Genomic DNA, 25,835 nt, shown 5'->3' with positions numbered 1-25,835 from the left:
AATGGTCGGGGCGAGAGGATTTGAACCTCCGACCTCACGGTCCCGAACCGTGCGCTCTACCAGGCTGAGCCACGCCCCGACGTGCATTCTGCAGAATCGCAGGATGCGAACTTAGAGTCTAGAAAGATAACCGCGGTGTGTCAATACCGTCATTTGAGAAAGAGCCGAATTACGACAAAACCGCCGACCAGCAGCACCAGGAAAACGACCGTAAGAATCTCAAAATATTTGTCGATGAACTTCTTGATCGGGGCACCGAAAAAGTAGAAGAGCCCCGCAACCAAAAAGAACCTTGCCGACCGCCCAATAGCTGACGCCGCGATAAGGGTCCAGATCGATATCTCAAACGTGCCCGCCGCGATCGTGAATACCTTGAAAGGGATCGGCGTGAACGCCGCTGAGAGTATCGCCAAGAAAGCATGTTCGTTATAGAGTTCTTGTACGGTGGCGTAATGGCCCATTGCTCCGTAGAACTGGAGTATCGGCTGGCCGATCGTTTCAAAGAATGCCCAACCGATAAAGTAGCCGAAAACTCCTCCAAGAACCGAGCCTGCCGAACAGACAAGCGCATAGCGGAGTGCCTTTGCTGGCACGGAAACCGCCATTGCTATCAGCAGTACGTCCGGCGGGATCGGAAAGAACGACGACTCGGTAAAGGCGATTAAGAAAAGAGCGATCTCCGCATGCGGCTTTTCCGCATGTCCTTCAACCCATTCTTTAAGACGCCTGAGATATCCGAAAATCTTTTTCAATTTAAGCCTCTTTTTCTTGGTTCCAACCGTGTTCTCCGATGAGCGGGACAAAGGCACATCGGCCGTGATCTTCTTTCTTTTTCCCCGTCGCGGTCCGACGGATGCGTATCAAAGTTTGTTCTGTCTGTGACGGGCCGACGGGAACTACCAGCCGTCCGCCGGCAGCAAGCTGCTCAACCAGCGGCTGTGGTATCTCCGGTCCGCCGGCGGCCGCGATGATAGCGTCGTACGGCCCATATTCCGGCCAACCAAGTGTGCCGTCGCCGCACTTCATCACGAAATTCTCAAAACCGAGAGACATCAATCGTGCCTCAGCTTTGTCGGCGAGTTCCCGGATCCTTTCGATCGCGAAAATCTTACCGGCAAGCCTGCATAAAACGGCTGTTTGATAGCCGGAACCTGCGCCGATCTCCAGAACGCGTTCATTTCCCGACAGTTCCAACAGCTCGGTCATTCTCGCAACAATGAATGGCTGTGACACTGTCTGGCCGCTCGAGAGCGGCAGTGCGTTGTCTCGGTATGCCTGCGACCTCAACGCATCAGGTACAAATTCGTGCCTCGGTATGCTCGCCATCGCCTCGAGAACACGTTCGTCGCGAATGAGGTAATGATCGACGAGGCGTCGGGCCATCTCGGTCCTGAGGATCTCAAAACCGTCCGGGCGCCTGTCGGGACTCTTGCTCGCAAACATCTATTCGTGTGAATTCCAATCGCCAAGCTGAGCTATGACCGAGTGATTTGTCAGATCGCTCCGCATCGGGGTGATCGAAACGTATCCTTCGTCAATGGCCTCGAAATCAGTGCCGCCCTCAGCGCGAAATCCGTTGCGTTCCTCACCGATCCAATAGTAGGGCTTGCCGCGAGGGTCTATGTGCTCGCTGATAACGGGCCGAGCACTCTTGAACCCTTGTTTCGTGATCTTGAGTCCGATCGTAATGCCCTTTGGCACATTCACGTTCAGAAGGGTTCCGTCCGGCAGGCCGTCCCGCAATGCCCTCTCGGTTATCTCTCGAGCTACGCGAGCCGACTCGGTAAAATCATGATCGCGGTATGCGACAAGGCTGAAGGCAAGGCCTGCAACTCCAAGGATCGTCGCCTCCATTGCTCCTGCGACCGTTCCGGAATAGGTCGCATCGTCGCCGAGATTTGCGCCGAGGTTTATGCCGGAGCAGCAAATGTCGGGACGGATGTCCGGGGCCAAGATCTGATTAAGGGCAAGCGTCACACAGTCTGTCGGCGTGCCGTCGACTGTCCAGTGCCGTTCGTCGATCTGCCTGATCCGAAGGGGCCGCGACAGCGTCAGGCTGTGCGAAGCACCGCTCATCTCCGATTCAGGCGCGACAACGTATACGTCTCCGAGTTCCAAAAGAGCCTCTTCCAGGGCCCTAATGCCGTCGGACAAATAGCCGTCGTCGTTGGTTATTAGGATCTTCTTTCGAGCCTTGTCCATCTGACCTTTGACAAAAAAGGTGAGACCCACAAGAGGAACTCCTCTATATCGATCTCACCTGAAAATTACATGAAGAACTAACTACTTCGGTGCTCCGGCAGAAGGCCGCGGAGATCCCGCGTTCATCGGCCGCTGTTGGCGAAATCGCCTGCGGTTCCTCTTGCGGGCGTTAGCAGATTTGAGTTTCGCTTTCTGACCCGGCGGTATGAAATGCGCGTGTTTTTTGAGATCTTTGATGATCTCCTCGCTGATAACTTTACGCTTGAAACGTCGAAGAGCTGACTCGATCGATTCGTTCGTATTTACTGTAATGAATGCCATTTCTTTCTCACCCCCTTTCGGCCAAAAGATATTGCCCAAGGGCAAACAATAAATATAAGCAATTTCGATCATTGTTAGCAAGTGGAGGATCGATAGTGCTGAAATGAAGTGCGGCCGCCCGATGGGGTTGGGCGGCCGCGATAACCGGATAGGAAAAGCTGTAGGCGTTGCGGAGAAGTAGGCAAATGGCAGCTATTGTGATGGTAGGTGCCTGCACCGGCTTTAGGGCTACTCCGCATTTACCCCGAAAGCCGGATACAAAGTCAATATTTCATTTTCATCAGGCCGAGTTTCTCGACCTCCTTCGAGACCAATTTCGGATCTGATCTCAATGCATGTATCTCTTCCTGCAGCGAGACCGTTTCGTCAAGCAAATTCTGAACATCCATGCCGAGACGCGTGTTTCGATCTATTTCGCTTCGCATCTCTGAATATGAACGAAGATTTATCGACAGGCATATAAGCAAAAAAGTGAACGACAATGATAAAGCTCCCATCCAAAATCGCTTTCCTGACATATGCTCCTTCGTCTTTGATCTGCTGCGGCCAAATCTTGCTGTATTAGCAAGACAGAAACAACTTCGGCGCCGTATACTGCGAAATTTACTTCTCGGTCGCTCATTACCGCATTGCCTGCGAAAGACAAAACGCGTCTTTAGGCTGCGCATTTCTGAGCGGTCACTAATATAGTGCTTTACTGTATAATAATGCAAGCGAAAACTTAAAACACTTAACTGCTTAATGCTCAATAGCTTAAGCCACTCAGTCTGATATATAACTCACACAAAGCGCTTAACTGTGAACAGAATATGAACACGGAAGCTTGAACATATAACCTTTTATTTGCTTCACTTACATTGCGAAGTAAAGGTAAAGCCGTAGTATTATGCACATCGCGCCAATTGCTCTTAAGCAAATGTTGAAGCATTTCGGGTGGCAAAACGGAGCGATCGGAGCCCAGAGGACGAATCAGGGGCCGCACTGGGCCGGGTATGCCAGGAAAGTGGCAAGTGTATCTAAAATGCGCAGATATCTGACGCGCAGTATCGATGTGTATCAAAATGATACGCGGTCAGGTCAAGTAGACATTGCGAATTATGCGAAAAATGCACGGAAAAGCCTATTTTTCCGAAAATCCTATGAATTGAGCAACAGGATGGTTTGCTGGCACAGTTCTTGCGACTCCAAACAGGATTTTGCCGGACGGTGGACATATGTTTTTGTGTGTTTGCCGATTTAAGGTTGCAGAGCAACTCGTACTGGCATCAGATATCGAGCCCGACGACATCGGGGACTTTTGATTTTACCAAAGAGAAGAGAGAAGAACATGAGACCGATCAAACATTTCGAAAAGGGCCTTACCTACATCGCTGCAGGTGCTTTCAACGCTATCAAGAGCATTAATCAGTTCAAGCCTAATCCGTCATTTACGCCGAAGTGGGCTGACAAGCCTATCCTTAAGTCTTGGCAAAAGACCAAGCCCACGCTTGGTTTTCCGCGGACGACGGATTCGCTCTGTCCGCAGTGCGTGATCGAGGCTCGCGAAGAGATCCTCGCAGGCAAGCGCGACGTTTCGACGCTCGTGAATGAGAAGGTCGGTGAGATCAAGGCTCAGATCATCGAACGTGACGGCCAGGTGTGGATGATCAAAGAATGTCCGCAGCACGGCAAGATCGAAGATCTGATGGCGATGGATTCGAAGTTCCTTACGCACATTGAATCGCTCTTTCCCGGCCGCGACATGCAGGCTCACAACGATGAAAAGCTGCACAACCATGGCAGCTCGACCATCAAATACGGCCGCGGTGCTGTTTTGACGGTCGACCTGACGAACCGCTGCAACATGATGTGCGATCCGTGTTTCATGGACGCGAACCAGGTCGGTTTCGTTCACGAGCTCTCGATGGAGGACGTCAAAGAGATCCTCGACAACGCCATATCGATCAAACCGCGTCGTCAGATGTCGGTTCAGTATTCTGGCGGCGAGCCGACGCTGAGCCCGCACTTTCTCGAGGCTGTCCGTTATGCCCGCAAGGTCGGCTACAACTCCGTCCAGGCCGCGACGAACGGCATCGAGTTCGCCAAATCAAAAGAATTCTGCCGCGAGGCGGCCGAGGCGGGACTTCGTTTCGTCTATCTGCAGTTTGACGGCATCGGCAACGACGCCAACTCGCACCGCCAGATCGGCAACCTGTTTGACGTAAAGCTGCGTGCGATCAACAATCTGCACGAGGCCGGCGTTGACATCATTCTGGTGACGACGCTCGTCAACGGTATCAACAACGACCAGGTCGGTTCGATCATTCGTTTCGCACTTGAAAATCCGAAGAAGATCTCGTTCATCGCGTTCCAGCCGGTGTCATTCACGGGCCGCGACGAGCACATCACGGAACAGCGTCGTCTGCAGCAGCGTTACACGCTGGCCCACCTCGCCCACGACGTCAAGGGCCAGGTCGGCATCACGGAACCGACGCGTGACTGGTTCCCGCTCTCATTGATGGGGGCATTCGCCGATTTCGCGGACGTTGTTCACGGTCCGGATGCGGAATGGGGACAGGTTTCGTGCGGCTGCCACCCGAATTGCGGCGTCGGCACGGCGGTGATGATCAACAAGGAAACGAAAGAGATGGCTCCGGTGCCGCAGTTCCTGAACATTCAGGGGCTGGTGACCGACATGCAGCACATCACGGACACGAACCGCGGCAAATGGTTCTCGAACATCATGATGGGCCTCGCCCTGCTGAAAAACTACAACCCGTACGGTGCACCGCACAGCCTGACGCTCGGCGGCATCTTTAAGAAGTTCGACAAGTCGTTCGGCCTGTCGGGCAAGGACTACGGCAAGGTCGGGCCGGACCGCACTTTCGAGGATATCGAAAAGCGCCGTCAGGACCCTTGGAACTTCCTGTTCATCGCGGGAATGTGGTTCCAGGATCTGTTCAACTATGATTTCCGACGCACGGAGATGTGCATCATCCCGTACGGCACGCAGGAAGGCGAAATTTCGTTCTGTGCCTACAACACCGGCATCGGCTGGCGCAACATCATCGAGCACATGCATCAGAATGCTACCGTCGCTCAGTGGTACAAAGACCACGGCCGCCACGAGGTCTTTGCTCGCGGTAAAGAGGTCGAATTGGCCGACAAGTCGCATGGCCTTGTACTGAACGAAGTTGACCTGCAGCGTCCGAACAAGCCCCATATGGAAGGCCCCAAGACCGCCGCAGAGGAAATGCAGATGATGCGTAAACTCTATAACCAAATGGTCCTCGAAAAGAACCAGATCAAAGGCGAAAACCTTGTTCAGATCGGCGGTATCAAAAAGAACAAGGAAAAAGAACTGGCAGTGGCTGAGTAGTCAGTAGCCAGAAGTCAGAAGGCAGAAGAAAGCCGCCGGTTTCCCCGGCGGCTTTTTGTTTGGCATCAGAGGTGAAACGTTTGACATGCTGGTACCATGGGCGGTACTATTAGAACGTAGAGTATGGCTCTAACGGACGAGATATCGAAATTGGAGAACAGCAGTACGAAAATACGATTCGCTGAGCTTTTAAAGATATGCCGCGAGCGGTTTGGCGGGGAACGCGTAAAGGGAAGCCACCATATTTTCAAGACGCCGTGGCCGGGCGACCCGAGGATCAATCTGCAAAAAGATGGAAATAAGGCCAAGCCGTATCAGGTGGATCAGGTCGTCGCTGCGCTCCGCAGGTTAGCGGAGATAGATGAGGATGAAAAGTAAGGAGATCAGAATGTCGAGAGTATTACCTAAAACTAAGACAGGCTCAAAAGGTATTCGGCCCGAGGACTATGCGTATTCGGTAATGTGGTCCGAGGAGGACGGCGGGTTTGTCGCACGGGTCGCGGAGTTCGCGTCGCTGGCTGCACATGGCAGCACGCAGGAAAAGGCACTCAGAGAGATCAGGAAAGTTGTCGGTCTTGTGATCGATGATATGCGAGACGCAGGCGAGCAAGTGCCGGAACCATTGAGCAAACGCCGTTTTAGCGGCAAACTGAATCTCCGGATGCCGGCCCATTTACACAGACAACTTTCAATGGAAGCTGAACGCGAAGGGATCTCGCTAAATCAGTGGATCAATTCAAAGCTCTCTCGAAACCTCGTGCTCGAACGCTAGCTACAAAACCTCGGCAAAACCCTCGTCCAGATCGGCGGGCTCAAAAAGAAAAAAGAAAAAGAACTGGCAGTCGCTGAGTAGTCAGAAGCCAGAAGACAGAAGTCAGAAGCCCCGCAGAGCGATCTGCGGGGCTTTTCTATTCGCCGTTCACAGTTTACGATTCACCGGTACCGATCGGCGGGATCAAACGCGAGGAGAAAGTGCAGCCGAAAGAAATGGCTGTTGCTGAGTAAATAGCTATAGGTAAACGGTAACAGGTAAAAAAGAACGACCGGCGGATATCTCGCCGGTCCTTTTCTTTACACTATCCAGTCACCCGTCACCCGTCACTCGTCTTCCGACAATTGTCGCCCGTTTCTGCCTAGTTGAGGAGATGAGATCGAAGCCCGGACGCTTGTGCTTCCGGTCGTGAACAGAGTGGCCGTCTGATCGGTCAGGACCCTAAACGTTTAACTCTCCACCAGCTTTCTCTGGTCCCTATTCGCTCACTTTGCCGATTCAATAAATACCGGCCCGATCGATTCGATGTTTGGCGACTTTTCGAGTACCCCGTAAAAGGTCGAGGGACTCGAAAAAGCATCAAGCTTTACTTCGTCAGGCAGGCTGTCCAGCAGTTCCGCAGTGACGTTCCGACCTGCAGACGCGAGATACACCTTGATCGCAGCACTCTGGGCTACGGCCACGGCGAACTGCGAGCAAAACATCTTATCTATCGACGGTGGGCCGCCGGCGGTATCATAAGCTTCGAAAAATGTGAGCGCCTGCCTCTTTGCGTTTGACCCGAACGACGAGCTCGTGACAATCGCCTGAAGAGGAACGAGATATTTCATTCTGCCTGTCGCCCATCTCGCAGCGACCTCTGCCATCGCATCGGCGAATCTGGCGTCCTTTGGGCGAAGGACGAACCAAGTCTGGTGATCGTGTGCATCAAAGAGCCCCCACCGCGTAACCGACGCGCCATTGAGAGAAGTCCCGTAAGCCTCTGCGAGTTGTCCGCCACCGATATAAATAGCCATATGAACCCCGTTGGAGTCGCCCTTAGCAAGCGCACGTCTGAAGTCACTATTTTCCGAATCAAGGAATTTGTTCCATACTTTCGAGCTCATCCGCATCGCCTGCTGCCCAGCCTGGATCAAGCCCTCGAATGCAACGCCTGCTTTCGGCAGGCCAGATTTGTTGTCAAAGTCAACGTATTTGAACATCAGATCGCCGCGCTTGAGGGCGGTATCGACGTTTGCCTGGGTAACGATCACCGTCACGTTGTCCATTCCCAAGATACCGGCGGTCGACATCGCCTGGAACTTCTGCCCGATCTTCTGTTCTTCTGATGGGATCACTGTAGGTTCGACCGCCGGAACGAAACCATCCCACGCTCGCTGCAGCGCGGCACGGACCTTTCGGATCTCAACCTCGTCCGGCGTTGCCCGCCCAAAATAGTTCGGATTTGCGTCTCGCGAAGCGGTGTACGAGTCGATCTGGGCGGCAAGCATTTCCAAAAGGAATTTATGGGCCGTAAAATCAGGCGCGGCGGATCTTTCGATCTGATTAAAATACTTGGCCCGCCGCTTATCCTTCCAGCTCTTATCTACTTTGCCACCTTTGGGTGCATAGCCCGCAAAGTGCCGGTTCGGTTCGCGGCCGAACCCGCGTTTTAGAATGTCGGCAGCATAAACGATGCCGTCCTCAAGACACATCAACGCCGCCACAGGATCGAGCGGCGGACGGTCCGGCTTGCCGCCAAACGCGGCATGTCCGGCCGGGGTGTTAAATGTTGTGAAATCCGTCGGCGACAGATGGTTCGACTTGTCATGATGGCGGTGGGCCCACGAGTCCTGCTGATAATGAAAAAAAACTCCAAGGCGGATCAACCGTTTGTGCGGGTCCTGTTCCTCAAGCGCGTCCTGAAAGAGTTCGTCGCGGCGCGCCAAAATCCCTTTTGCTGTCATCTCGCCGTCCTTATCGAGAGCGTGCCACAGCCACTCCTCCAGCGTGTGGGGCACGGCCTTATTATGGGCGTTGACCGCCGGTGAATCGTCCATTCCCTGATCGACGGAGGCGATGATCAACGCCTCCTCATCGGTAAACCCGACCGCCCGGCAAAGGACATAGGTCATAAGAAAATGCGTGTCCTCCTCATACGCAAATGTCGTTACCGAGCAGCCTAAATTGAGGCAAGTGCACGCCAGGGTAAATAGAAACTTACGGCTAGATCTCGTCGAAATTGTGGAACCTATTTTCATGATTGTGTTCAACCTACTCGATCCGAACATAACAAGCTTTTGGTTTTCCCGGGGAAATGTCGCCGAACGTTTTCTGGTCACACGGGATTGAGCCTTTGACGCCGTATTTGTAACGGAATCCGCCCTTCGCATTATATCCGAACGCAACCGTCCCTGTTCCTGTAAACCTGCAGTTCTGTCCTTCAGCCGCACACACCCGAAAATCCGCGCTTGGGGGACCCTCATTGTCTGTTTCCATAGGAGTGTTGTTTGGTACCCACGGCTTTTCGAATTTTACATAACACTTCTTTTCCGGCACGCCCGGCGCGGGATCGCCAAAAACGTCGACATTGCAGTCGACGCCGCGGATCAAACCGGTCTTGTAATTGAAAAAACCATTGACACCAAATGCGACGGTCCCGACATACGAAAAATTACATCGATACGGGGCGTCAACGCAGAATGTGTAGTCGGGATTAGGCGCGGCGTGTTCTATCACCACGGGTTTTATCTGCTTGACATAGCAACGCTTTGGAAGTCTTGGGGCAGGATCGCCAAAACTGGCCTCGTTACATATTCGGGTTTCCTCTTTCTTTACGGTGAATTCCTTGACACTAAATTGTTCACCGACGCCATATGCTATCGAAACCTGTCCGATGTACTTACAAGGCTCCCCTTCTTTTGCGCAAAGCCTGTAGCTTGAGTCGGGTCCCGTGTATCCCTCTCCTCCGAAAGGTTGCTGTGAGAATCCAATGACTTTCGGTTGTTCGGAGGCCGGGGGTGTAACAGGCGCCGGCGTGACCTGAGCCGCGGGAACTGGCGTTGCCGCGGAGATCGGATTCGGCGTTGGTCGAGCTTTAAGGGCGATAATATTATCGGTTGAATTCATGACCCGAATCGACATGACGCCCCCCGGTAGTCGCCTGTTTGGATCCGCCCGGGTAAACCTCAAACGGACCAAAGAAACTTCGGTCTGAGTAAGTTTGTGCTTTTACATTTTTACCTACCTGAATAAAGAGATAGGTAAGTCCGTTGAAATCATGATTTCCAACGGTGAGCTTACGGCATCCCCCGCCAAAGGTGCGTTGCTGGCAGACCGTTACTTCGTTGTCATTTGGGAGCGCGGCATTGGCGTAATTCTTGGGATTTAGCGTAAAGATCTTAAACGAGTTGATTGAATCATAAACAATACCGTATTCAGTGAGATCGGCAACGGACTGAGTGAATTCTTTACAATTGCCTTGTAGGTTCTTACCAGTGCACATTGTCACAACTACCCCTGAACCGATCTTGATCGAGTTGAATGTACCATTTCTGAGCCCCACTCCCGAAAAGAACTTATCCCTTGTAGGATAGCTCCATTCCAGGGAGTAAGGGTATGGTTGCTGATCGCGTCCTTTGTACTCGATAGCGTCACATTTTCCACCAAAATTTACCTCCGTGAAGATAGCCACTTGCTCGGCTGCGGCCTCAACACCCGGACTAGGGACACCGCCAAGACAAGGTTTGGATGTCTCAACGACCGCGACCGGATTCTTTCTGATCGCAAGGGATCGCCAGTTTCTTTGTTTTTCGACCTTATCAAAGACGGGAGTTTCTGCGTCGTACACCAAACTGCAACGCCCACGCATCCTGCGAAGTACACAAATCTCAAGGCGAATACCGCTGCCAAGCTTTATGGATGCGATCGGTGATTCATGATCGGAAATATCCCTGTTGAAGCCTGCGTAACTGGTGCATTCTCCCTGAAAATTCTCCTCGGTAAAAAGCAGTACTTCGTTTGGTGCCGGGCTCTCCGGACAGGCCGAAGCCCCATATGCAGCACTGGCTAAAAAGAGAAACATCGCGCAAAATAACATCCCATAGGCGAACCTTTTCATCTCAAATCTCCTTTATTTTTCTTCGCAAACAATAAGAATCGAACTGGCCATAAATATCGCAGTATTTGGTTTAAGTACCGCCAAAAAGGATATTCACGATTGTCTCCTTAACTGGAAATAGACAGATAGACAGCAGTAATATACGCCACGCGCACCGAACGGTAACCGCTTTATAGACCCGTATTTCGATAAAGCTTATCGAACTGGTCTTACTCGCCTCTTCTTTTTGCTTAGTCTTAAATCTGTCAGCAAAATATCCCAGATCTATTGATCCGTCAACGATGTGTTATTGAAAGTCAAAGCCTGTCATACACGATAGTGTAAACTTCCATCAATATTAATGCGTTTGGCCTTGTGTGAGGTTTTCGGGCAATTCGTTTTTGTCTTTAGTCGCGAGTGGTTCTTGACGGGCGGCGTAGTTCTCGATCGCCTGTTCATGGGTGTCGCCGAACGCTCAGCATTCGCATTCGTCCATATCAACAAAATCCCTATTCATAGACAGACGATGTCCCTCTGATTTGAAATCAGAGGGAATTAAAGCATAGCGAACACAAATTTCCCGACTCCGACATATTTATACTGAATTGTTAAGTTGTTCAAGACAGTCTGTGAGCCCTCCAGGTAGAACAGAAAAGAATGCAAAGGTGGTCAATGTAGGCAGGCCAATATCCACCTAGCGATAAAGGAAGGAAAGTTGCGATCATTCGCCTTTGATGTAGCGGTGGTAATCGGGGGACATAAGGATCTCGACGACGTTGCGGGGGTTTCGGAGGCGTCGGAGGCGGTTGGCTTCTTGGGTGATGCGGCGTTCGGTCTCGGCGGCGTAGTCGGTGATGTGCGGCAGTTCGGGTGTTGGGCCGAGGAAGGCGAGGTGGGGAGAAGGGGAGATGGGGAGACCGGGAGAAGGGGAGACCGGGAGACAAGGAGCAGGAGCAGGAGCAGGAGCAGAAGCAGAAGCAGGAGCAGAATCAAGAGCAGGGGCTGCTTTAGGGGCGGTGGTGAGGTGGAGGGCGAGGACGTTTTCGGTGTCGTGGATGATCGGGGCGTGGCGAGAGGCGAGGTGTTTGATATAGCGGTGAGCCGGGCTGAGCGTGCTGTGGCAGAGTGCGAAGACGGTGTCGGAGAGTTCGGCTACGCAGCGTGCGGCGGCCAGGTCTTTGAGCGTGACGGGACGCGTGACGCGGGTCCGCGGGTGCATCGGTGCGGTGATCAGTATCGAAACATTGCAGTCGGAGGTGATCTGCCGGAGCGTTTTCATCAAGCTTAGCGATCCCGTGCGGCTCGACGTATCGCGGAGCAGATAGTGAATGCTGTCCACGATCACCACGCCGTTCTCTCGTTCGGTCATCGCATAGCGGATCGAATGGTATAGAAAATCGGAGACCTTGCGAAAAGCTTTCGGCAGCTCGAACTCGGGGTCGATAACCGCACGATCGAAAGCAAACTTCGGTTTGATCATCCGCTTGCTTTCCGGAGGATGGGCGCAATAGCGCGTGCTGAATTGCTGATCGCTCATCTCGAAATCGATGTACAGGACCTTTGGCGGCCGCGGCCCGCTATCATTAACTCTTTTCTTCGCATGGTCGAAACGCGGCGAATTGAGCGGGGAATTTCCCTTGGCGATCGCATCGGCGGTCTGTACCGCAAAGATGCTCTTGCCGCATCCGCGCTCACCAAACATCACCGCGATCTCGCCCTGACGCCATAGCGAGGAAAGCAGTTCAGGTGTCGGGCGCGGTTTTGCGGGCACGATCCACTTTGACGCAGGCCGTACCGCGAGCATCGAGGACGAAGGATCGGGTGTCCGTTCGAGCTCGCGGCGTGCCTTTTCACGCAACTTCTTGTAAGGATCGGGCGGCTGCCAGCCGGCGGCTGAATCGTATCGCTCGGGCTCCGATATGCGTTCCGACATATGTAGGACGAAGTTTAACGACCGTTGCGTCCATTATAAAGCATATTATGTATGAAACAGCAGGAAATGCGGATTTTGCCGAAGTTGCGTAGAAACGCAGGTTGTTTCGCTATGCTTCCGTACGCCGATCGCGTCGGCGTCGGGCTTCGCGGCCTCCGCCGAAGTAGGCGACGAGCATCACGACAAGGTGGGCGACGAACCAGATGTTGTCATAGCCCATGTTCTGATAAATGTAGATCAGGATCAGTATTCGCGGGGCGAAGACGCCGAGCAGTATGTCCGCCCATGTTGGGACGATGTTCTCGGGGAAAAGACCGGGGAACATCAGCAGATAGACGAGCATCACTATCCGCGGAAAGAAAAGCGAGAATAGCAGGAAATAAAAATCCATCTCGAGGTCAGCTTATTCGCGAATCGAAGCGGAGTCAAGCTATGAACTACAGCAGCGAAGGCTGGTCGGAGGTTAGGGCTTCGAGGCCGAAGTGTTCATAGGCGAGGCGTGTCGCCATGCGGCCGCGGGGCGTGCGGTTGAGGAATCCGATCTGCAGCAGATAAGGCTCGATAATTTCCTCGATAGAATCCTTTTCTTCGTGGATCGCGGCGGACAGCGTGCTGAGGCCGACGGGGCCGCCGTCGAATTTTTCGATGATGGTCCGCAGCAGTTTGGCGTCCATCTCGTCCAGGCCGTAGCTGTCAACTTCCATTTTATCGAGAGCAGAAGCAGCGACCTCACGCGAAATGCGGCCGTCGTGATCGACCTCGGCAAAATCGCGAACGCGCCGCAATAGGCGGTTGACGATACGCGGCGTTCCGCGGCCGCGGCGGGCTATCTCGCCGGAGCCTTCGCGGTCGATCTCGACGCCGAGAATGCCGGCTGAGCGTTCGCAGATGGTCTGCAGATCGTCAGCAGAATAAAAATCCAGATGAAAAATGATACCGAAACGCCCCCGCAGCGGTGCCGTTATCAGCCCGGGCCGCGTGGTCGCACCGACGAGTGTGAATTTGGGAAGGTCGAGCGTAACGGGACGAGCTGCGGGCCCTTGTCCGATCATTATCGGCAGCGTGTAATCTTCCATCGCGGGATAGAGTATCTCTTCGATGGCTGGGTTGAGACGGTGTATCTCGTCGATGAAAAGCACGTCGCCCTCTTCCAAATTTGAAAGTATCGCGGCGAGGTCGCCTGCCTTCTCAATGACGGGGCCGGCGGTCGCTCTGATCGTCGTGCCCATTTCGTTGGCGACGATGTTTGAAAGGGTCGTTTTGCCGACGCCCGGCGGGCCGGTGAGCAGGATGTGGTCGAGAGCTTCGCGGCGTTTCAGAGCGGCCTTCATAAAGACGCGAAGATTGTCCTTGACCTTTGCCTGGCCGATGTAATCGCCTAGAGCGGCAGGCCGCAGAGTCGCCTCGAAACGGCTCTCGTCGGCCGTCAGGTCCTCGTTCCTTATGTTGATCGCGGTTACGTTTGCCACGTTCTGCTATTTCGCGAGTATCTGCAAGCTGCGGCGCAGCAGCTTTTGTACGTTTTGCTCGGTGCCTTCGGCGGCGGCCTTGTCCAACGCCTTTTCGGCTGCAGCTCGCTGGTATCCCAGATTGACGAGTGCTGACAAAGCGTCATCAAAATCTGACGCTGACGCCGTGCCGCCTGACGACGAAGCCGCGGCAGCGGTGCCGATATTCGAGAGTTTATCACGAAGCTCGATCACCAGGCGTTCGGCGGTTTTGCGGCCGATGCCGGGAATTGCGGTTAGCCGTGCAAGGTCGTTAGCGCGGACGGCGGCGGCGAATTCGTCTGCGTTCATGCCCGACAGCATCGCAATTGCCGAACGCGGGCCGATACCCTGAACGGATGTCAACAGCAGGAAGATTGCTTTTTCGTTCTCCGTACGAAAGCCGAAAAGCTGCAGTGCGTCCTCGCGGACGTGTGTATGAATGCGGAGTTCGGCCTCAGTGCCCACCTCGCCGATCTCGTAAAAGGTCGATAGCGGTATCCATACCTCGTAACCGACGCCTCCGGTTTCGATGATCACCGAGTTAGCACTTTTTTCGAGAAGATTGCCGCGCAAGTAAGCGATCATTGTTTCACACCTGAAACATAATAGTCTAAAAAACGGCTTCGGGCAACGGCAATGCCGCAGGCGGCAACAAATCTAAGTCTGTTAGCGCAAAAAGCTTTCGTTAACGCGGCAGTTGGGTGTAGAATAATTTCATACGGTGCGGCGACAGTTGAAACCGAAATTCGCGTGTCGGCGTATTCTCTTCTGAGGTAGTTGGATCAATGGGGACCAAAGGATTTATCAAACGTTTTCTGCCGTTCGTAGCGGCTTTCGCTGTAGGCATTTTTGTTGCGAGCTTTTTTGTTCAGATCAGCGGGCCAAAGTACCGCGGCGGAAAGAAGGTTCGTATCATCAAGCAGCTCAGGATGGAGAATGAGCAGCTGAGGATGGAGAATCTTCGGCTCCGAAATGAGATCGAGGCAATGACGACGGAAACGATGAACGCGTCCGAGTTGCCGCCGCTTCCGCCGATGCCGGCAAAGGCAAAGTAAATTTTCGCGAAATATAGGCTTTCGGGAAGCCGCGGATTACGCAGTCCAACGCGGATGTGCTAATCTGTGGCTTCCTGCTTTATGGACGAGAGAGAGGCCAGAAAACTCATCTGCGAGATCGGGCGTCTGCTGTACGAACGAAGCTATGTAGTATCGTCGGACGGCAACGTCAGTGTACGCCTCGATGAGAATACCGTTCTCGCGACGCCGACGATGACGTCGAAGGGCCGCATGACCGAAGATTGCCTCGCTCGCACCGACATGGACGGCAAGCCCCTCACGGATAAGCGGGCGTCGTCGGAACTGGCGATGCATCTTCTTATCTATAAGATGCGGCCCGATGTCCGTGCCGTCTGCCACGCACATCCGCCGCACGGGACGGCTTTTGCCGTTGCCGGATTGGCGATCGACAAGCCGATACTGAGCGAAGTGATATTGACGCTCGGCTGCGTGCCACTGACGAGCTACGGGACGCCTTCGACAAACGAATTAACGGAGGCGATGAAGCCTTTCGTTGCTCATCACAACGCCCTTTTGATGGCAAATCATGGAGCGGTCGCTTACGGAGACGATCTGTGGCAGGCATATGACCGGCTGGAGACGCTCGAGCACACGGCCCGCATCGCGATCCTTGCAAAAGCTCTGGGCGGTGCGAACGACCTTCCGCAGGAAGCGATCCAAAAGCTCATAAATATAAGAGAAAAAGCGGGTTATCTGAAAGAGAACGCTCGTTGTCAGGCATGCGGATACCTTCACGAGACAGGCATTTCGTGTGACCTCGATGTTGAATATCCCGCACCCGCGGGCGGCAACGGGCGAAAGATCTCGTTCACGCGTGAAGAATTGATCGAACTTTTGAGCCAGGCGGCGAAATTGGGTTAAACTAGCAGGGCAATTTGCCGAACAGAAAGAAAATTCAGGAGCAAACTAGATGCAAGAAGCACTGGGAATGGTTGAGACAAAAGGCCTCGTGGCAATGATCGAAGCGGCTGACGCAATGGTCAAAGCGGCGAACGTCCAGCTTGTCAGTTACGAAAAGATCGGTGCCGGTTTTGTGACCGCGATCGTCCGAGGCGACGTTGCAGCCGTTAAGGCAGCGACCGACGCCGGAGCAGCCGCGGCTCGCAGGGTCGGCGAACTGGTCAGCGTCCACGTGATCCCGCGTCCGCATTCCAGCGTTGACGAAACGCTGCCGGTAGTCAGGAAGTAGTAGATCGTAAACGGTAAATCGTAAATAGAAAGAGCCTTCTTCGCGATTTACAATTCACGATTCACGATTTACGGATCAATGATCATCGCACGCATTTTAGGCACCGTTGTCTCAACGCAAAAGGACGAACGGCTGAAGGGCAAGAAATTGCTCATCGTAAAGCCGATCAACCTCGACGGCACGGACCAGAGCGGCTATGTCGTTGCGGTCGATACCGTCGGTGCCGGATTTCACGAAAAAGTTATTGTCGTAGGCGGTTCGTCCGCCCGTTTGGCAGAGGGCAATAAGGATTGCCCCGTCGATTCCGCAATTATCGGCGTGATAGATGAGATCGATTTTAAAGTCTAGGACGTCTAGGAGGTCCGGGAAGTCTGGGAGGATCTCTCCGACGGACCCGAACTTCCTAGACTGACAAGACTTCCAAGACCGTCCCGACTTTTATGCAGATCGCACGCGTCATCGGAAACGTCGTTTCAACGGTAAAGAACGAATCGCTGCACGGGCGCAAGTTCCTGATCGTGCAGACGCTTGACGCCGATCTGAAGCCAAGAGGCAATCCGACGATAGCTTTGGATGCGGTCGGTGCGGGCGTCGGCGAGCTCGTCTTTTGGTGTCGCGGAAAAGAGGCGTCGTTCCCATTCAAACGCGACGAAACGCCGACCGACTGCACCATCGTCGGGATCATCGATTCGGACGCACACGTTTTGAATAAGTACGGGAAGTCTTGAAAGTCTAGGAAGTCTTGAAAGTCTAGGAAGTCTTGAAAGTCTAGGAAGTCTCGAAAGTCCCGGAAGTTTGGGAAGTCCGTTAGGTCTGAAATGCTTATCGCAAGGGTCATTGGAAACGTAGTTGCGACGCAGAAGAACCAGCGTTACGAAGGAACGCGGGCGATGCTGTGCAGACAGATCACGCCCGAAGGCGAGGATATGGACTACACCTGCATTGCGCTGGATTCGGTGAATGCAGGCGAGGGCGATATCGTTATCATCGCGCAGGAAGGCTGGTCCGCTTCGACCGCCGCGACCGGCCGCCCGGGAGCCGCGATCGATTCCGCGATCGTTGGCGTGGTTGATAAGATCGAACTCCTTTAGGGCTGAATGACCAAGACCTCTCAAAACACTAATGAGCTGGCGACGCTTTTTGTGGCGATAGAGAAGCTCAATCACCGGCTCGATAAGCTGGAGAATGGAGCATCTCAAAATGCTCCGATGTTGATCGAGTCCGCGCACCCTTCACTGGACAAGCTGTCGGTCGCCGAGGCCATCGCGGACGGCATTTTTGCGGGCATCACAAGAGAAAAGGCTTGTCAGTTCGAGCCTGACAAGCCTTGTGATCATTGCGCGATGTGCAGTACGCGCGGGTTTTAGTTGCTCTTTCTCAGCGAATTGGCATCGCCGATGGTCGGTGCCTGCTTCGCTCCTTCATCAGCCTTGAAGAAGGGCTCTTCCTTAAATCCAAGCAGTCCTGAGGTCAGCACCGCCGGGAAAGAATTCCGCGTCGTGTTGTATTTCGTAACGGCGTCATTAAAATCAAGCCGCGCGGCATTGATCCGGTTCTCGGTGCCCGCGAGTTCGTCCTGAACCTTCATAAAAGCCTCGACCGAACGCAGATTCGGATACTGCTCCTGCAGCATCAGCAGGCGGCCGATAGTGCCGCCGAACGAATTGTTGGCGTCAATTATGGCTTGTTTCTGTTCCGGAGACTTATCGCCGTCCATACCGGCACCGGGAGCCTGGGCCGCATTTATCAGCCGTGAGCGGGCATCCGCGATCTGGCCGAAAACTTCCTGTTCCTGTACGCCTGCCATTTTCGCAGCCTCAACGAGGTTCGGCACCAGGTCCGCACGACGCTGCATCGCGCTCTCGACGTTTGCCCATTTGCCTTTGACCTGCTGCTGCTCGGCGGTGAGCTGGTTGTAGCTGCAACCCGACGCCGCGAATGCCGCAAAGACGACGAATGCTAATAGAATTGTTCGTTTCATAGCTTTAAAAGTCCCCCTATTCGACTTTGTTGACCGCGTCGATGACGCGTTCGATCTCTTCCATATATTGCCCGAAAAGGGCATTTGCCTCGGCCTCATCGAGCTTTTCGATGAAGTTATTCTCACGAATATTGAATATCTTTTCAAACGGTGCACCGCTGATCTTCAGGTATTTTGAAGTGAGTGCGACGATCTCATGCTTGGTCGCGGGCGGCTCCATGCCGTGCAGTATCAGTACTGCCCGGAACAATGCGGAAAAGCTTGCGAGGCTTTCCGCCATCAGTTTCATGAGCTTTTCCGGCGATGCAGAAGCCGGGATGTACTGCCGCCGCAGCTGTATCAGCTTGCTGCGTAGTTCGTACTCGGCCTGATGCCGCAGGAATTCGTTCGAGATGTTCAGCCCTTCGATAACATCGCGGCCGTACAGCACCTTGTGAGCGACGGTCATCTGATGAAATTCGATAGGAAACACATCGGCGGCATTTTGTAGTTCCGACACGGTGAAATAAACCGGTATCGGGTTGCCGATACGTGCCCATTCGCGGACACACGCATGGGAAAGGCGGAGGTCTTCGGGGCCGATCTTGTTCAACGCGACGAGGATGTTGTAATCCGAGCGGTTCGGCACAAAATCGCCCGCCGCCGCAGAGCCGTAAAGGATGATCGACACCAGATTATAGCCGTGCGTCGTCCTAAGGTCGTCAATGAAATCTCTGAAATGATGGATCATGGTCAGTTGTCGGTAGTCAGTAGACGGTAGTCAGCAATCAGCAATTAGCAATCAGCTCTCGTCTCTTGTCTCCCGTCTCTCTTCTCCTACCAGCCTCCGCCGGCGCCTCCTCCGCCGAAATCGCCACCTCCGCCAAAGCCGCCCCAATCACTCGAACCGCCCCAGTCGCTCGATGAAGATGAACTATCTGACGCCGCGGATATTATACCGCCGATTATCCACGGCAGAGCGTCCGAAACGCCGCTTCCGCCGCCGCTCGAGCCAAAGCCGCCGCCCCGGCGGTCGTGGTCGTCCTTTGACTTTCTACGGCCGAACGTGCTCGAGATAACCACGATCACTATAAAGAGCACGAGGACACAGCAGAAGAAAAGGTAAAAGCCGTCGCCCTCCGTCGGGTCGGCTGCCGTTGGAGCCTTGGTCGGCGGAGCGATATTGCCTTCGCCTCGTATCACAGCGATATAGGCATCGATAGTGTCACTGATGCCTTTGCCGTAATTTCCTTTGCGAAACTCGGGCACCAGAAACTGCCGTTGGATACTGCCGACGACGCCGTCGGGCAGCTCGTCCTCAAGGTCTTTACTGATCTGTGTGAAATACTTGCGATCGTCAATGGCGATGAAAAGCAGGGCCGACGGATTGTCGTCGGCTTTTGAGCCGATGCCCCATCCGCGTGCGACCGCTAGCGAATAATCGAAGATCGGCCTTTCGCCGGTGGTCTTTACTACTGCGACAGCAATTTCAACTGAAGGGTTGGTCGTGTCGCGAAGGTTTTTCAGCTTGTCCTCAAGCTGTTGTTTCGTGGCGGCATCGATGACGCCGACGTAATCGTTCACGAACCCGGTCGGCGGCGGCAATGGCGAACGGCTGATGGACCAATTCGAGTCGCCCTGCGCAAAAGCCGCAGAAAACAACGCCGCAGACAGTACTATCAGGCCGAATATCTTTGTCGTTGTCCTCATCGTTCCGTCCGATAGAGTAATACGAAGCCGCGGCGTAGTGCGTTCGAATTATCGGATGTCGGTCACTTTTTCTTAACCTCTATCACCTCGGCGCCGAAAACGCGTTTCAGCAGCCGCACTTTTGGCAAGGCGTTCGCGTATGCGATCAGCTCGGCCTCGGTCGGGCAATCACTTAATTTCGGTATCTCAACGTTGTCGTCGTCTTTGAATGCATCAGCAAGCCCTTTCACTATGGCATGCCCGGCCTCTATGTCCGCAGCAGTTCCTATTCCCGCTGCAGCAGAACGTGCATGACGGACGTCCGCAAAAAATGTCCTTAATTCATTTACGTTTGCCGATGGGGCAAGGTCATCGCCGAGCGCGAGCATTCGTGCCGAAAACGCCGCGTCCACCGCCTCGATCTCGTAATGTTCTAGTTCGTCAGAACTCAGCGGCGGCAATTTCGCGGTCAATCCCGCGACAGCCGGCTCCGGTACGGGTGCGAGATCATGCTGAGGCTCGAACTCAGGTTCGAAATATTGCAACACTTCTAACGGCTCGTCAGCGAAATACTCGGGTTCTTCGGGCTCACGAGGCTGTTCTTCGGCGGGTTTCTCGGTCTGTTTCGGCGGTTCTGCTTTGGGCTCAGGCTGCGGCTCCGGATTCAGAGTTTTTTTTTCCTGCGTCGCCGGGGAGGGCAACGAGGTTCCACCGGAGATGGCATCCAGCGTGCGTAAGATCTCTTCTATGCTCTTCACTGTGCCGAGCTCGGCAAGGTTTGCAAGCCCGATCTCGAGCGTGTATCGCGGGTTTGCTGCCGTGCGTATCGCAGCCTCGGTCCCGGCGAGCGAATTGAAGAAACGCGTCAGATCGGCCTCAGTGAACTTTTCGGCGAGTGCATTTATTTCAGCTTCATTCAACGCTGCACCCTCGAGCAGAGACGAATCGAAACCCGCGGCCTTGTAAACAAAGATGTCGCGGATCAAGCCGAGCAGATCGCGGCAGAAATGACGTAGGTCGTTGCCGCGGGAAACGAGCGTTTCGACGACGTCGAGCAGTTCTTTCGGCTTCCTTTCGGAGACCGCCGACATTGTCTTTTCAAGCAGCCGTACGCCTGCAAAACCGAGGGCATTAGCGACATCTTCGGCAGTTATTTCGTCTGACGAAAAGCTGATGACCTGATCGAAATTGCTCTGCGCATCGCGCATCGAGCCTTCGCCCGAACGAGCTATCTCGCGGAGGGCTTCGTCGCTGATCTTGATGCCTTCGGCCTTTGCGATAAAGGTAAGTCGGTCGAGGATCTTTTGCAGCGGGATGGTGCGGAATTGGAATTCCTGACACCTTGACGTGATCGTGATCGGCACCTTGTGCAGTTCGGTGGTCGCCATCACGAAAAGGACGTTCGGCGGCGGCTCTTCCAGCGTTTTCAACAGTGCGTTGAACGCCGGTTTCGAAAGCTGATGCACCTCGTCGATGATGAAGACCTTGTAGCGGTCGCGTGCGGGATTGACGTTGATATTGTCGATGATCGTGTCGCGGACGTCGTCGATGCCCGTGTGCGACGCAGCGTCGATCTCGAGCACGTCCATCGAGCGGCTCTCGGAGATCTCCATGCATGACGGACACGCGTTCTCGTCATCCGTACGGCACGGCGTCAGCGTCGGGCCCTCCGAGCGGTGGCAGTTCAGCGCCTTCGCGATGATGCGTGCCGTGGTCGTCTTACCAACGCCCCGAGCACCGGAGAAAAGATACGCGTGATGCAGACGCCCGCTCTCGATCGCGTTTCGCAGCGTGCGTGTGATCACATCCTGTCCGGTGACCTCTTCAAATGTATGCGGCCGCCACTTTCGGGCGATGACCTGGTAAGACATTTGAAATAGGATAATTGATAAAGGGAAAAGAGGGAAGAGACGAGAGCGGAGAGGTCGGTTTCGAGTCGAAAAAAAGTGCGGCTTCAGACCTGATCGCAACACAGGTTGTAATTGCTACGGTTGCTCGATTCCTCGCCTAGCCGGGTTCACAACACGAACCTTGTGCGGGGCCTGAAGCCACTAACTAAGGATACCGAAATTCGACGAAAAGGTGAAAGAGTGAAAAAGTGAAAAAGGATGAAGTGCCGTAAAGCCGCTTCATCCTTTCAATCGCTGGCGGAAAGGGTGGGATTCGAACCCACGGTACCCTTTTGAGGTACACAGCATTTCCAGTGCTGCCAGTTCAACCACTCCTGCACCTTTCCGCGATAGATTAAATTGTCAAAATGGGCTAATCGCCGCCACCATCGCCGCCGCCGCCATCGCCCGAATCACCGGCGTCCGCGTCGTCCCTGTCATCATCGTCAGCTCTCGTGGATTCGGCTCCGTCGCCGCTTTTCGATGTTGCGGCTTCGGGCTCATCATCTGCAAGCCAAGAATAAACAAAGCCTGCGAGTAATGCTCCGAGGATCGGTGCGACCCAGAAAAGCCAAAGCTGATTGATCGCCCATCCGCCGACGAAAACCGCAGGACCGGTCGAACGCGCGGGGTTGACCGACGTGTTCGTGACCGGGATCGAGATCAGGTGGATCAATGTCAAACAAAGTCCGATGGCGATCGGTGCAAATCCTTTCGGCGCCAAACGGTGCGTTGCTCCGAGTATGACGACCAGGAAAAAGAACGTCATTACGACCTCTGTCGTAAAGCCCGAAAGAACTTCGTACTTACCGGGCGAATTTTCGCCAAAGCCATTAGATGCGAAGCCGCCCGTCAGCGAAAAGCCTGCCTTGCCGCTGGCGATGACGTACAGGATGCCCGCTCCTGCGATGCCTCCGAGCACCTGTGCGACGATGTACGGCAGTATGTCCTTGCCGTCAAATCGCCGTCCTGCCCACAGGCCTATCGTAACGGCGGGATTCAGATGGCATCCCGAAATATGACCGATGGCGTAAGCCATGGTCAGCACTGTAAGGCCGAACGCGAGCGATACGCCCGCAAAACCGATGCCGAGGTTCGGATAGGCAGCTGCGAGTACCGCCGAACCGCATCCGCCTAAAACCAGCCAAAGCGTTCCCAAAAACTCAGCAGATAATCTCTTACTCAAAGGCATAGAATCTCCTCCTGCAATGTAGTCAAGAAACAAACAACCGTGTGGCGAGTGAAAGTGACAATTTCAAATAACTTCAAACAAAATGAACGCTTGCACGGCATCCCAAAGCGGCTGCCGAAAACACGCATTTTGTTTCGTGATCGAAAATGATCTAGATGGCGGAGAGGGTGGGATTCGAACCCACGGTACCCGTTAAGGCACAACAATTTTCGAGACTGCCCGATTCAACCACTCTCGCACCTCTCCGCGCGAATAGAAGATTGTAATGTTTCAGCACGCGAATTATCAAGCAGAGGCCGAGCAGGCATCATCTGCGAGCCTTAAAAAAATCCTGCATCAGCTTTCTGCAGTTTTCGGCGAGCACGCCGGATGTTACTTCAAGGTGGTGATTGAGCCGCGGGTTAGTGCAGATGTCAAACACGGTCTCTACGGCACCGAAACGCTCATCCAGGGCACCGAAGACGAGACGCGAGACGCGTGCATTCACAAGTGCACCCGCGCACATTGCACATGGTTCGATGGTCGAATAAACGGTCGAGCCGACCAATCGATAATTTCCAACACGCGTTGCCGCTATGCGAAGAGCGATGATCTCCGCATGGCCGGTCGGGTCGGTGTCTGTGATCGTGCGATTACCGGCGGCCGCAAGTATCTTGCCTTCGGAGCTAACGACAATGGCTCCAACGGGCACTTCGCCCATTTGTCCGGCCTTTTTGGCGGTGTCGATCGCCCGCCACATCCAATTTTCGTCATCCGTTTGCTGCGTCATCTGTTTGTACTTCGAGACTTCGAGCGACGATGCCGAATGAATCGGCGACGTTCAGGGTCTCGCCGAGTTTTTGAAAGAACGAACTGTGCGTACTGAAATACTGGACGATCTTGACCTCAAAGCCCTTTGTTCTTAACATTTCGGCGATGGCGTCCTGATCTACGCCGTTTCGTGTGGCGTGAAATTCGGTATTGTCCTCGGGTGAATCGTCCAGGTAAACTCCGCGTTTTCGCCTGACATAACGGCCGATGCCGCGGATCACGTCCCCGTCAAACACCCGCCAGCCGGCGTACGCCGCGCCACTAAAGAGCCGTGTCGCCGCCGGCAGCGTGTCGTATCGCATCGGATCCTGGAATGAGAAGAACTGTCCGCCGGGCCGCAGCAGGATCAATGCCTTTTCGACCAGGCCTACATAGTCCGGAACGTGATGCAGAAAGGAGTTTGCGACGATCAGGTCAAATCGATCGCCTGTCGTATCCAGGTATTCCGTTACGTCCATGCACCGCGTTTCCAGCCGGTCGGCGTAGCGGGAGCATTTATTCTCCAATTCGGCGATCTGTGTCGGCGAAAGGTCGACAGCCGTCACGCGGCAGCCGAATTCCAGGAAGGGAAGCGTAACGGAGCCTTCGCCAGCCCCAATGTCCAGAACTGCAGGTACGGGCGCATTTTCAGCGGCGCGTCTATATAGGTCTTCGATAAGTCTTTCGTAGAGCCGTTTCAGCGTCGGGTGTTTGATATGCGGAGAAAGTTCCGTGCAGGTACGTGTCAGATCTTCGTCATAGGTCGCGGCGTTAGCCGCCGCGGCTATGTCGTGTTGTTTTCGGTCAATTAACTCGCCTGAACTTCCCACGAAGTTATTCTAGCGAAATGCCCGATTTCTTGCATCGCTACATTCAAAATGTTAAACATTAAAAGGTTAAATTACTCGGCCCCCTTTCGCGTATAGAACCGTTCCACATATGAGCGACGAGGCTCGTTCCTCATTTCAAAAGTCGGATCCGGACATTCACACCACGAGTGTTCCGGCATCGTTCCGTGCGTTCGCCGATGAGGTGAAGAAACGCCAGAACAGGCCGAAAACAACGCCAGTTGCCATACCGCAAAAGCTGCAGCCCGCGGAATTCAACACCGCAATGGTGCATTTCTACCGCGGTGAGATACAGCGGTCGAACATTTGGCGCAACCGGCTCGACGCGACCACGAACTGGGCCGTCATCACCGCAGGTGCGACGCTGTCATTTGTATTCAGCTCGCCGGATAATCCGCATTTTGCTATTCCGATCAACACGATACTGGTTTCGATCTTTCTATTCATGGAGGCCCGACGGTACCGTTATTACGAGGTTTGGGCAAACCGCGTCCGCGTGATCGAAACTGGCTATTTCGCTCCGATGCTGTCGCACAGGACCATTCCGCCGGACAAGGAATGGGCGGACCACATTTCGGCGGATCTCATTTCGCCGCACTTCACCATCAGCCAGTGGGAAGCCGTGGGACGTCGGTTGAGGGCTAATTATCTTTGGATCTTTGTGCTGCTCGGGCTCTCTTGGATGCTGAAGATCTATATCCACCCATCGCCTGTGCCCGCGACGACCGAGGCTGACAGGCGTGCGTTCTGGGAGATAATCTTCCAAAGGGCGACTGTCGGTATCGCTCCCGGTTGGTTCGTCATCACGGTAGGAGCCGTGTTCAATCTGACGATCTTCTTTGTCGCATTCAGCACGCTGAAACTGCGAAACGCCTCAAGCGAGGTCCTGCCGATGGAGCACTTTGAGTGGCATCCGCTAAAACAGGTATCGGATTGGGCCGAATCCAGCCTGAAGCGCCGCAACACGATCCGCCGTTCTAAGAAAGCTCGTCAGCGAATGCGGTCCGTTCACAGATCTGATATGCCGGATCAGACTGGCGAATGACCGG

Annotated in this window: 30 protein-coding genes, 3 tRNA genes and 1 other RNA gene; 11 read left to right on the top strand and 23 right to left on the bottom strand. The window is 54.1% G+C overall.

All coding sequences use genetic code 11. The annotated features are described in order from the left end of the window. Positions 1-2: 2 nt before the first annotated feature. From IPM50_06160 to IPM50_06135, 6 genes are all read right to left on the bottom strand, one after another. A tRNA-Pro gene (locus IPM50_06160) sits at positions 3-79 on the bottom strand. A 70-nt stretch (positions 80-149) separates the two neighbouring features. Beyond that, complete coding sequence (locus IPM50_06155; protein ID QQS34474.1) at positions 150-743, bottom strand: DedA family protein; 594 nt, start codon at positions 741-743, stop codon at positions 150-152. 10 nt (positions 744-753) lie between these two features. Beyond that, positions 754-1,383 (bottom strand): protein-L-isoaspartate(D-aspartate) O-methyltransferase, encoded by a 630-nt coding sequence (locus tag IPM50_06150; protein QQS34473.1) that lies wholly within the window; start codon positions 1,381-1,383, stop codon positions 754-756. Between the two features lie 60 nt (positions 1,384-1,443). Continuing rightward, complete coding sequence (gene surE / locus IPM50_06145) at positions 1,444-2,202, bottom strand: 5'/3'-nucleotidase SurE (protein ID QQS34472.1); 759 nt, start codon at positions 2,200-2,202, stop codon at positions 1,444-1,446. 81 nt (positions 2,203-2,283) lie between these two features. Continuing rightward, positions 2,284-2,523: a 30S ribosomal protein S21 gene (locus IPM50_06140; protein ID QQS34150.1), complete on the bottom strand. Its 240-nt coding sequence runs from the start codon at positions 2,521-2,523 to the stop codon at positions 2,284-2,286. Between the two features lie 263 nt (positions 2,524-2,786). After that, the gene (locus IPM50_06135) at positions 2,787-2,948 is read right to left on the bottom strand and encodes a hypothetical protein (GenBank protein ID QQS34149.1); all 162 of its coding nucleotides are present in this window, start codon (positions 2,946-2,948) and stop codon (positions 2,787-2,789) included. A gap of 902 nt (positions 2,949-3,850) precedes the next feature. On the opposite strand from IPM50_06135, the gene IPM50_06130 reads away from it, so the two are divergent. From IPM50_06130 to IPM50_06120, 3 genes are all read left to right on the top strand, one after another. Then, a complete protein-coding gene (locus IPM50_06130) occupies positions 3,851-5,881 on the top strand; it encodes a radical SAM protein (GenBank protein QQS34148.1) in 2,031 nt (676 codons plus the stop codon). Between the two features lie 123 nt (positions 5,882-6,004). Beyond that, positions 6,005-6,259 carry a toxin HicA gene (locus tag IPM50_06125; protein QQS34147.1) on the top strand — a complete coding sequence of 85 codons (255 nt, stop codon included), beginning with the start codon at positions 6,005-6,007 and terminating at the stop codon, positions 6,257-6,259. A gap of 10 nt (positions 6,260-6,269) precedes the next feature. Next, entirely contained in the window at positions 6,270-6,653 is a 384-nt protein-coding gene (locus IPM50_06120; GenBank protein QQS34146.1) for a type II toxin-antitoxin system HicB family antitoxin, read from the top strand. 485 nt (positions 6,654-7,138) lie between these two features. On the opposite strand, the gene IPM50_06115 is transcribed toward IPM50_06120, so the two are convergent. The 7 genes from IPM50_06115 to ruvA form a co-directional block, all read right to left on the bottom strand. Further along, positions 7,139-8,767, bottom strand: coding sequence for a hypothetical protein (locus IPM50_06115; GenBank protein QQS34145.1), 1,629 nt, complete (start codon positions 8,765-8,767; stop codon positions 7,139-7,141). Between the two features lie 139 nt (positions 8,768-8,906). Next, on the bottom strand, positions 8,907-9,761 hold the full coding sequence (locus IPM50_06110; GenBank protein QQS34144.1) for a hypothetical protein: 855 nt from the start codon (positions 9,759-9,761) through the stop codon (positions 8,907-8,909). After that, entirely contained in the window at positions 9,745-10,752 is a 1,008-nt protein-coding gene (locus tag IPM50_06105; GenBank protein QQS34143.1) for a hypothetical protein, read from the bottom strand. The genes IPM50_06110 and IPM50_06105 overlap by 17 nt, the downstream gene beginning before the upstream one ends. Positions 10,753-11,452: 700 nt before the next feature. Continuing rightward, positions 11,453-12,664: an AAA family ATPase gene (locus IPM50_06100; GenBank protein ID QQS34142.1), complete on the bottom strand. Its 1,212-nt coding sequence runs from the start codon at positions 12,662-12,664 to the stop codon at positions 11,453-11,455. 109 nt (positions 12,665-12,773) lie between these two features. Then, entirely contained in the window at positions 12,774-13,055 is a 282-nt protein-coding gene (locus tag IPM50_06095; protein QQS34141.1) for a hypothetical protein, read from the bottom strand. A 46-nt stretch (positions 13,056-13,101) separates the two neighbouring features. Continuing rightward, the gene (gene ruvB, locus IPM50_06090; GenBank protein QQS34471.1) at positions 13,102-14,115 is read right to left on the bottom strand and encodes a Holliday junction branch migration DNA helicase RuvB; all 1,014 of its coding nucleotides are present in this window, start codon (positions 14,113-14,115) and stop codon (positions 13,102-13,104) included. 24 nt (positions 14,116-14,139) lie between these two features. Next, positions 14,140-14,739 carry a Holliday junction branch migration protein RuvA gene (gene ruvA, locus IPM50_06085; GenBank protein ID QQS34140.1) on the bottom strand — a complete coding sequence of 200 codons (600 nt, stop codon included), beginning with the start codon at positions 14,737-14,739 and terminating at the stop codon, positions 14,140-14,142. Positions 14,740-14,939: 200 nt separating this feature from the next. On the opposite strand from ruvA, the gene IPM50_06080 reads away from it, so the two are divergent. The 7 genes from IPM50_06080 to IPM50_06050 all read left to right on the top strand — a co-directional run bounded on the left by IPM50_06080 (position 14,940) and on the right by IPM50_06050 (position 17,786). Then, a complete protein-coding gene (locus IPM50_06080; protein ID QQS34139.1) occupies positions 14,940-15,209 on the top strand; it encodes a hypothetical protein in 270 nt (89 codons plus the stop codon). Between the two features lie 81 nt (positions 15,210-15,290). After that, positions 15,291-16,091 carry a class II aldolase/adducin family protein gene (locus IPM50_06075; GenBank protein QQS34138.1) on the top strand — a complete coding sequence of 267 codons (801 nt, stop codon included), beginning with the start codon at positions 15,291-15,293 and terminating at the stop codon, positions 16,089-16,091. Between the two features lie 49 nt (positions 16,092-16,140). Beyond that, the gene (eutM, locus tag IPM50_06070) at positions 16,141-16,419 is read left to right on the top strand and encodes an ethanolamine utilization microcompartment protein EutM (GenBank protein ID QQS34137.1); all 279 of its coding nucleotides are present in this window, start codon (positions 16,141-16,143) and stop codon (positions 16,417-16,419) included. A gap of 78 nt (positions 16,420-16,497) precedes the next feature. Then, positions 16,498-16,767 carry a EutN/CcmL family microcompartment protein gene (locus IPM50_06065; GenBank protein ID QQS34136.1) on the top strand — a complete coding sequence of 90 codons (270 nt, stop codon included), beginning with the start codon at positions 16,498-16,500 and terminating at the stop codon, positions 16,765-16,767. 92 nt (positions 16,768-16,859) lie between these two features. After that, positions 16,860-17,147 carry a EutN/CcmL family microcompartment protein gene (locus IPM50_06060; protein ID QQS34135.1) on the top strand — a complete coding sequence of 96 codons (288 nt, stop codon included), beginning with the start codon at positions 16,860-16,862 and terminating at the stop codon, positions 17,145-17,147. Between the two features lie 90 nt (positions 17,148-17,237). Next, positions 17,238-17,510, top strand: a complete 273-nt coding sequence (locus IPM50_06055; GenBank protein QQS34134.1) for a EutN/CcmL family microcompartment protein — start codon at positions 17,238-17,240, stop codon at positions 17,508-17,510. A 6-nt stretch (positions 17,511-17,516) separates the two neighbouring features. Then, positions 17,517-17,786, top strand: coding sequence for a hypothetical protein (locus IPM50_06050; protein ID QQS34133.1), 270 nt, complete (start codon positions 17,517-17,519; stop codon positions 17,784-17,786). Here the strand turns inward: IPM50_06050 and IPM50_06045 are convergent. From IPM50_06045 to IPM50_06000, 10 genes are all read right to left on the bottom strand, one after another. Then, positions 17,783-18,400 carry a LemA family protein gene (locus IPM50_06045; protein ID QQS34132.1) on the bottom strand — a complete coding sequence of 206 codons (618 nt, stop codon included), beginning with the start codon at positions 18,398-18,400 and terminating at the stop codon, positions 17,783-17,785. The two genes, IPM50_06050 and IPM50_06045, sit on opposite strands and share 4 nt — an antisense overlap. A 16-nt stretch (positions 18,401-18,416) precedes the next feature. Continuing rightward, positions 18,417-19,130: a hypothetical protein gene (locus IPM50_06040; protein ID QQS34131.1), complete on the bottom strand. Its 714-nt coding sequence runs from the start codon at positions 19,128-19,130 to the stop codon at positions 18,417-18,419. A gap of 86 nt (positions 19,131-19,216) precedes the next feature. Continuing rightward, a complete protein-coding gene (locus IPM50_06035) occupies positions 19,217-20,089 on the bottom strand; it encodes a TPM domain-containing protein (protein QQS34130.1) in 873 nt (290 codons plus the stop codon). Between the two features lie 62 nt (positions 20,090-20,151). Continuing rightward, entirely contained in the window at positions 20,152-21,939 is a 1,788-nt protein-coding gene (gene dnaX, locus IPM50_06030) for a DNA polymerase III subunit gamma/tau (GenBank protein QQS34129.1), read from the bottom strand. Between the two features lie 78 nt (positions 21,940-22,017). Beyond that, positions 22,018-22,116: signal recognition particle sRNA small type (gene ffs / locus IPM50_06025), an RNA gene on the bottom strand. Positions 22,117-22,213: 97 nt separating this feature from the next. Then, positions 22,214-22,304: transfer RNA gene (locus tag IPM50_06020), tRNA-Ser, on the bottom strand. A gap of 26 nt (positions 22,305-22,330) precedes the next feature. Further along, positions 22,331-23,149, bottom strand: coding sequence for an aquaporin Z (aqpZ, locus tag IPM50_06015; protein QQS34128.1), 819 nt, complete (start codon positions 23,147-23,149; stop codon positions 22,331-22,333). Between the two features lie 156 nt (positions 23,150-23,305). Beyond that, positions 23,306-23,395, bottom strand: a tRNA-Ser gene (locus tag IPM50_06010). A gap of 61 nt (positions 23,396-23,456) precedes the next feature. Next, positions 23,457-23,918: a tRNA adenosine(34) deaminase TadA gene (tadA, locus tag IPM50_06005; protein QQS34127.1), complete on the bottom strand. Its 462-nt coding sequence runs from the start codon at positions 23,916-23,918 to the stop codon at positions 23,457-23,459. Further along, on the bottom strand, positions 23,899-24,768 hold the full coding sequence (locus IPM50_06000) for a methyltransferase domain-containing protein (protein ID QQS34126.1): 870 nt from the start codon (positions 24,766-24,768) through the stop codon (positions 23,899-23,901). The genes tadA and IPM50_06000 overlap by 20 nt, the downstream gene beginning before the upstream one ends. Before the next feature lie 109 nt (positions 24,769-24,877). On the opposite strand from IPM50_06000, the gene IPM50_05995 reads away from it, so the two are divergent. Further along, on the top strand, positions 24,878-25,831 hold the full coding sequence (locus tag IPM50_05995; GenBank protein ID QQS34125.1) for a DUF2270 domain-containing protein: 954 nt from the start codon (positions 24,878-24,880) through the stop codon (positions 25,829-25,831). Positions 25,832-25,835 lie beyond the last annotated feature (4 nt).

The organism is Acidobacteriota bacterium (assembly GCA_016700075.1).
Classification (GTDB): Bacteria; Acidobacteriota; Blastocatellia; order Pyrinomonadales; family Pyrinomonadaceae; genus OLB17.
Note: the sequence above shows the minus strand (reverse complement) of the source record. Positions and strands in the feature narration are given on the sequence as shown.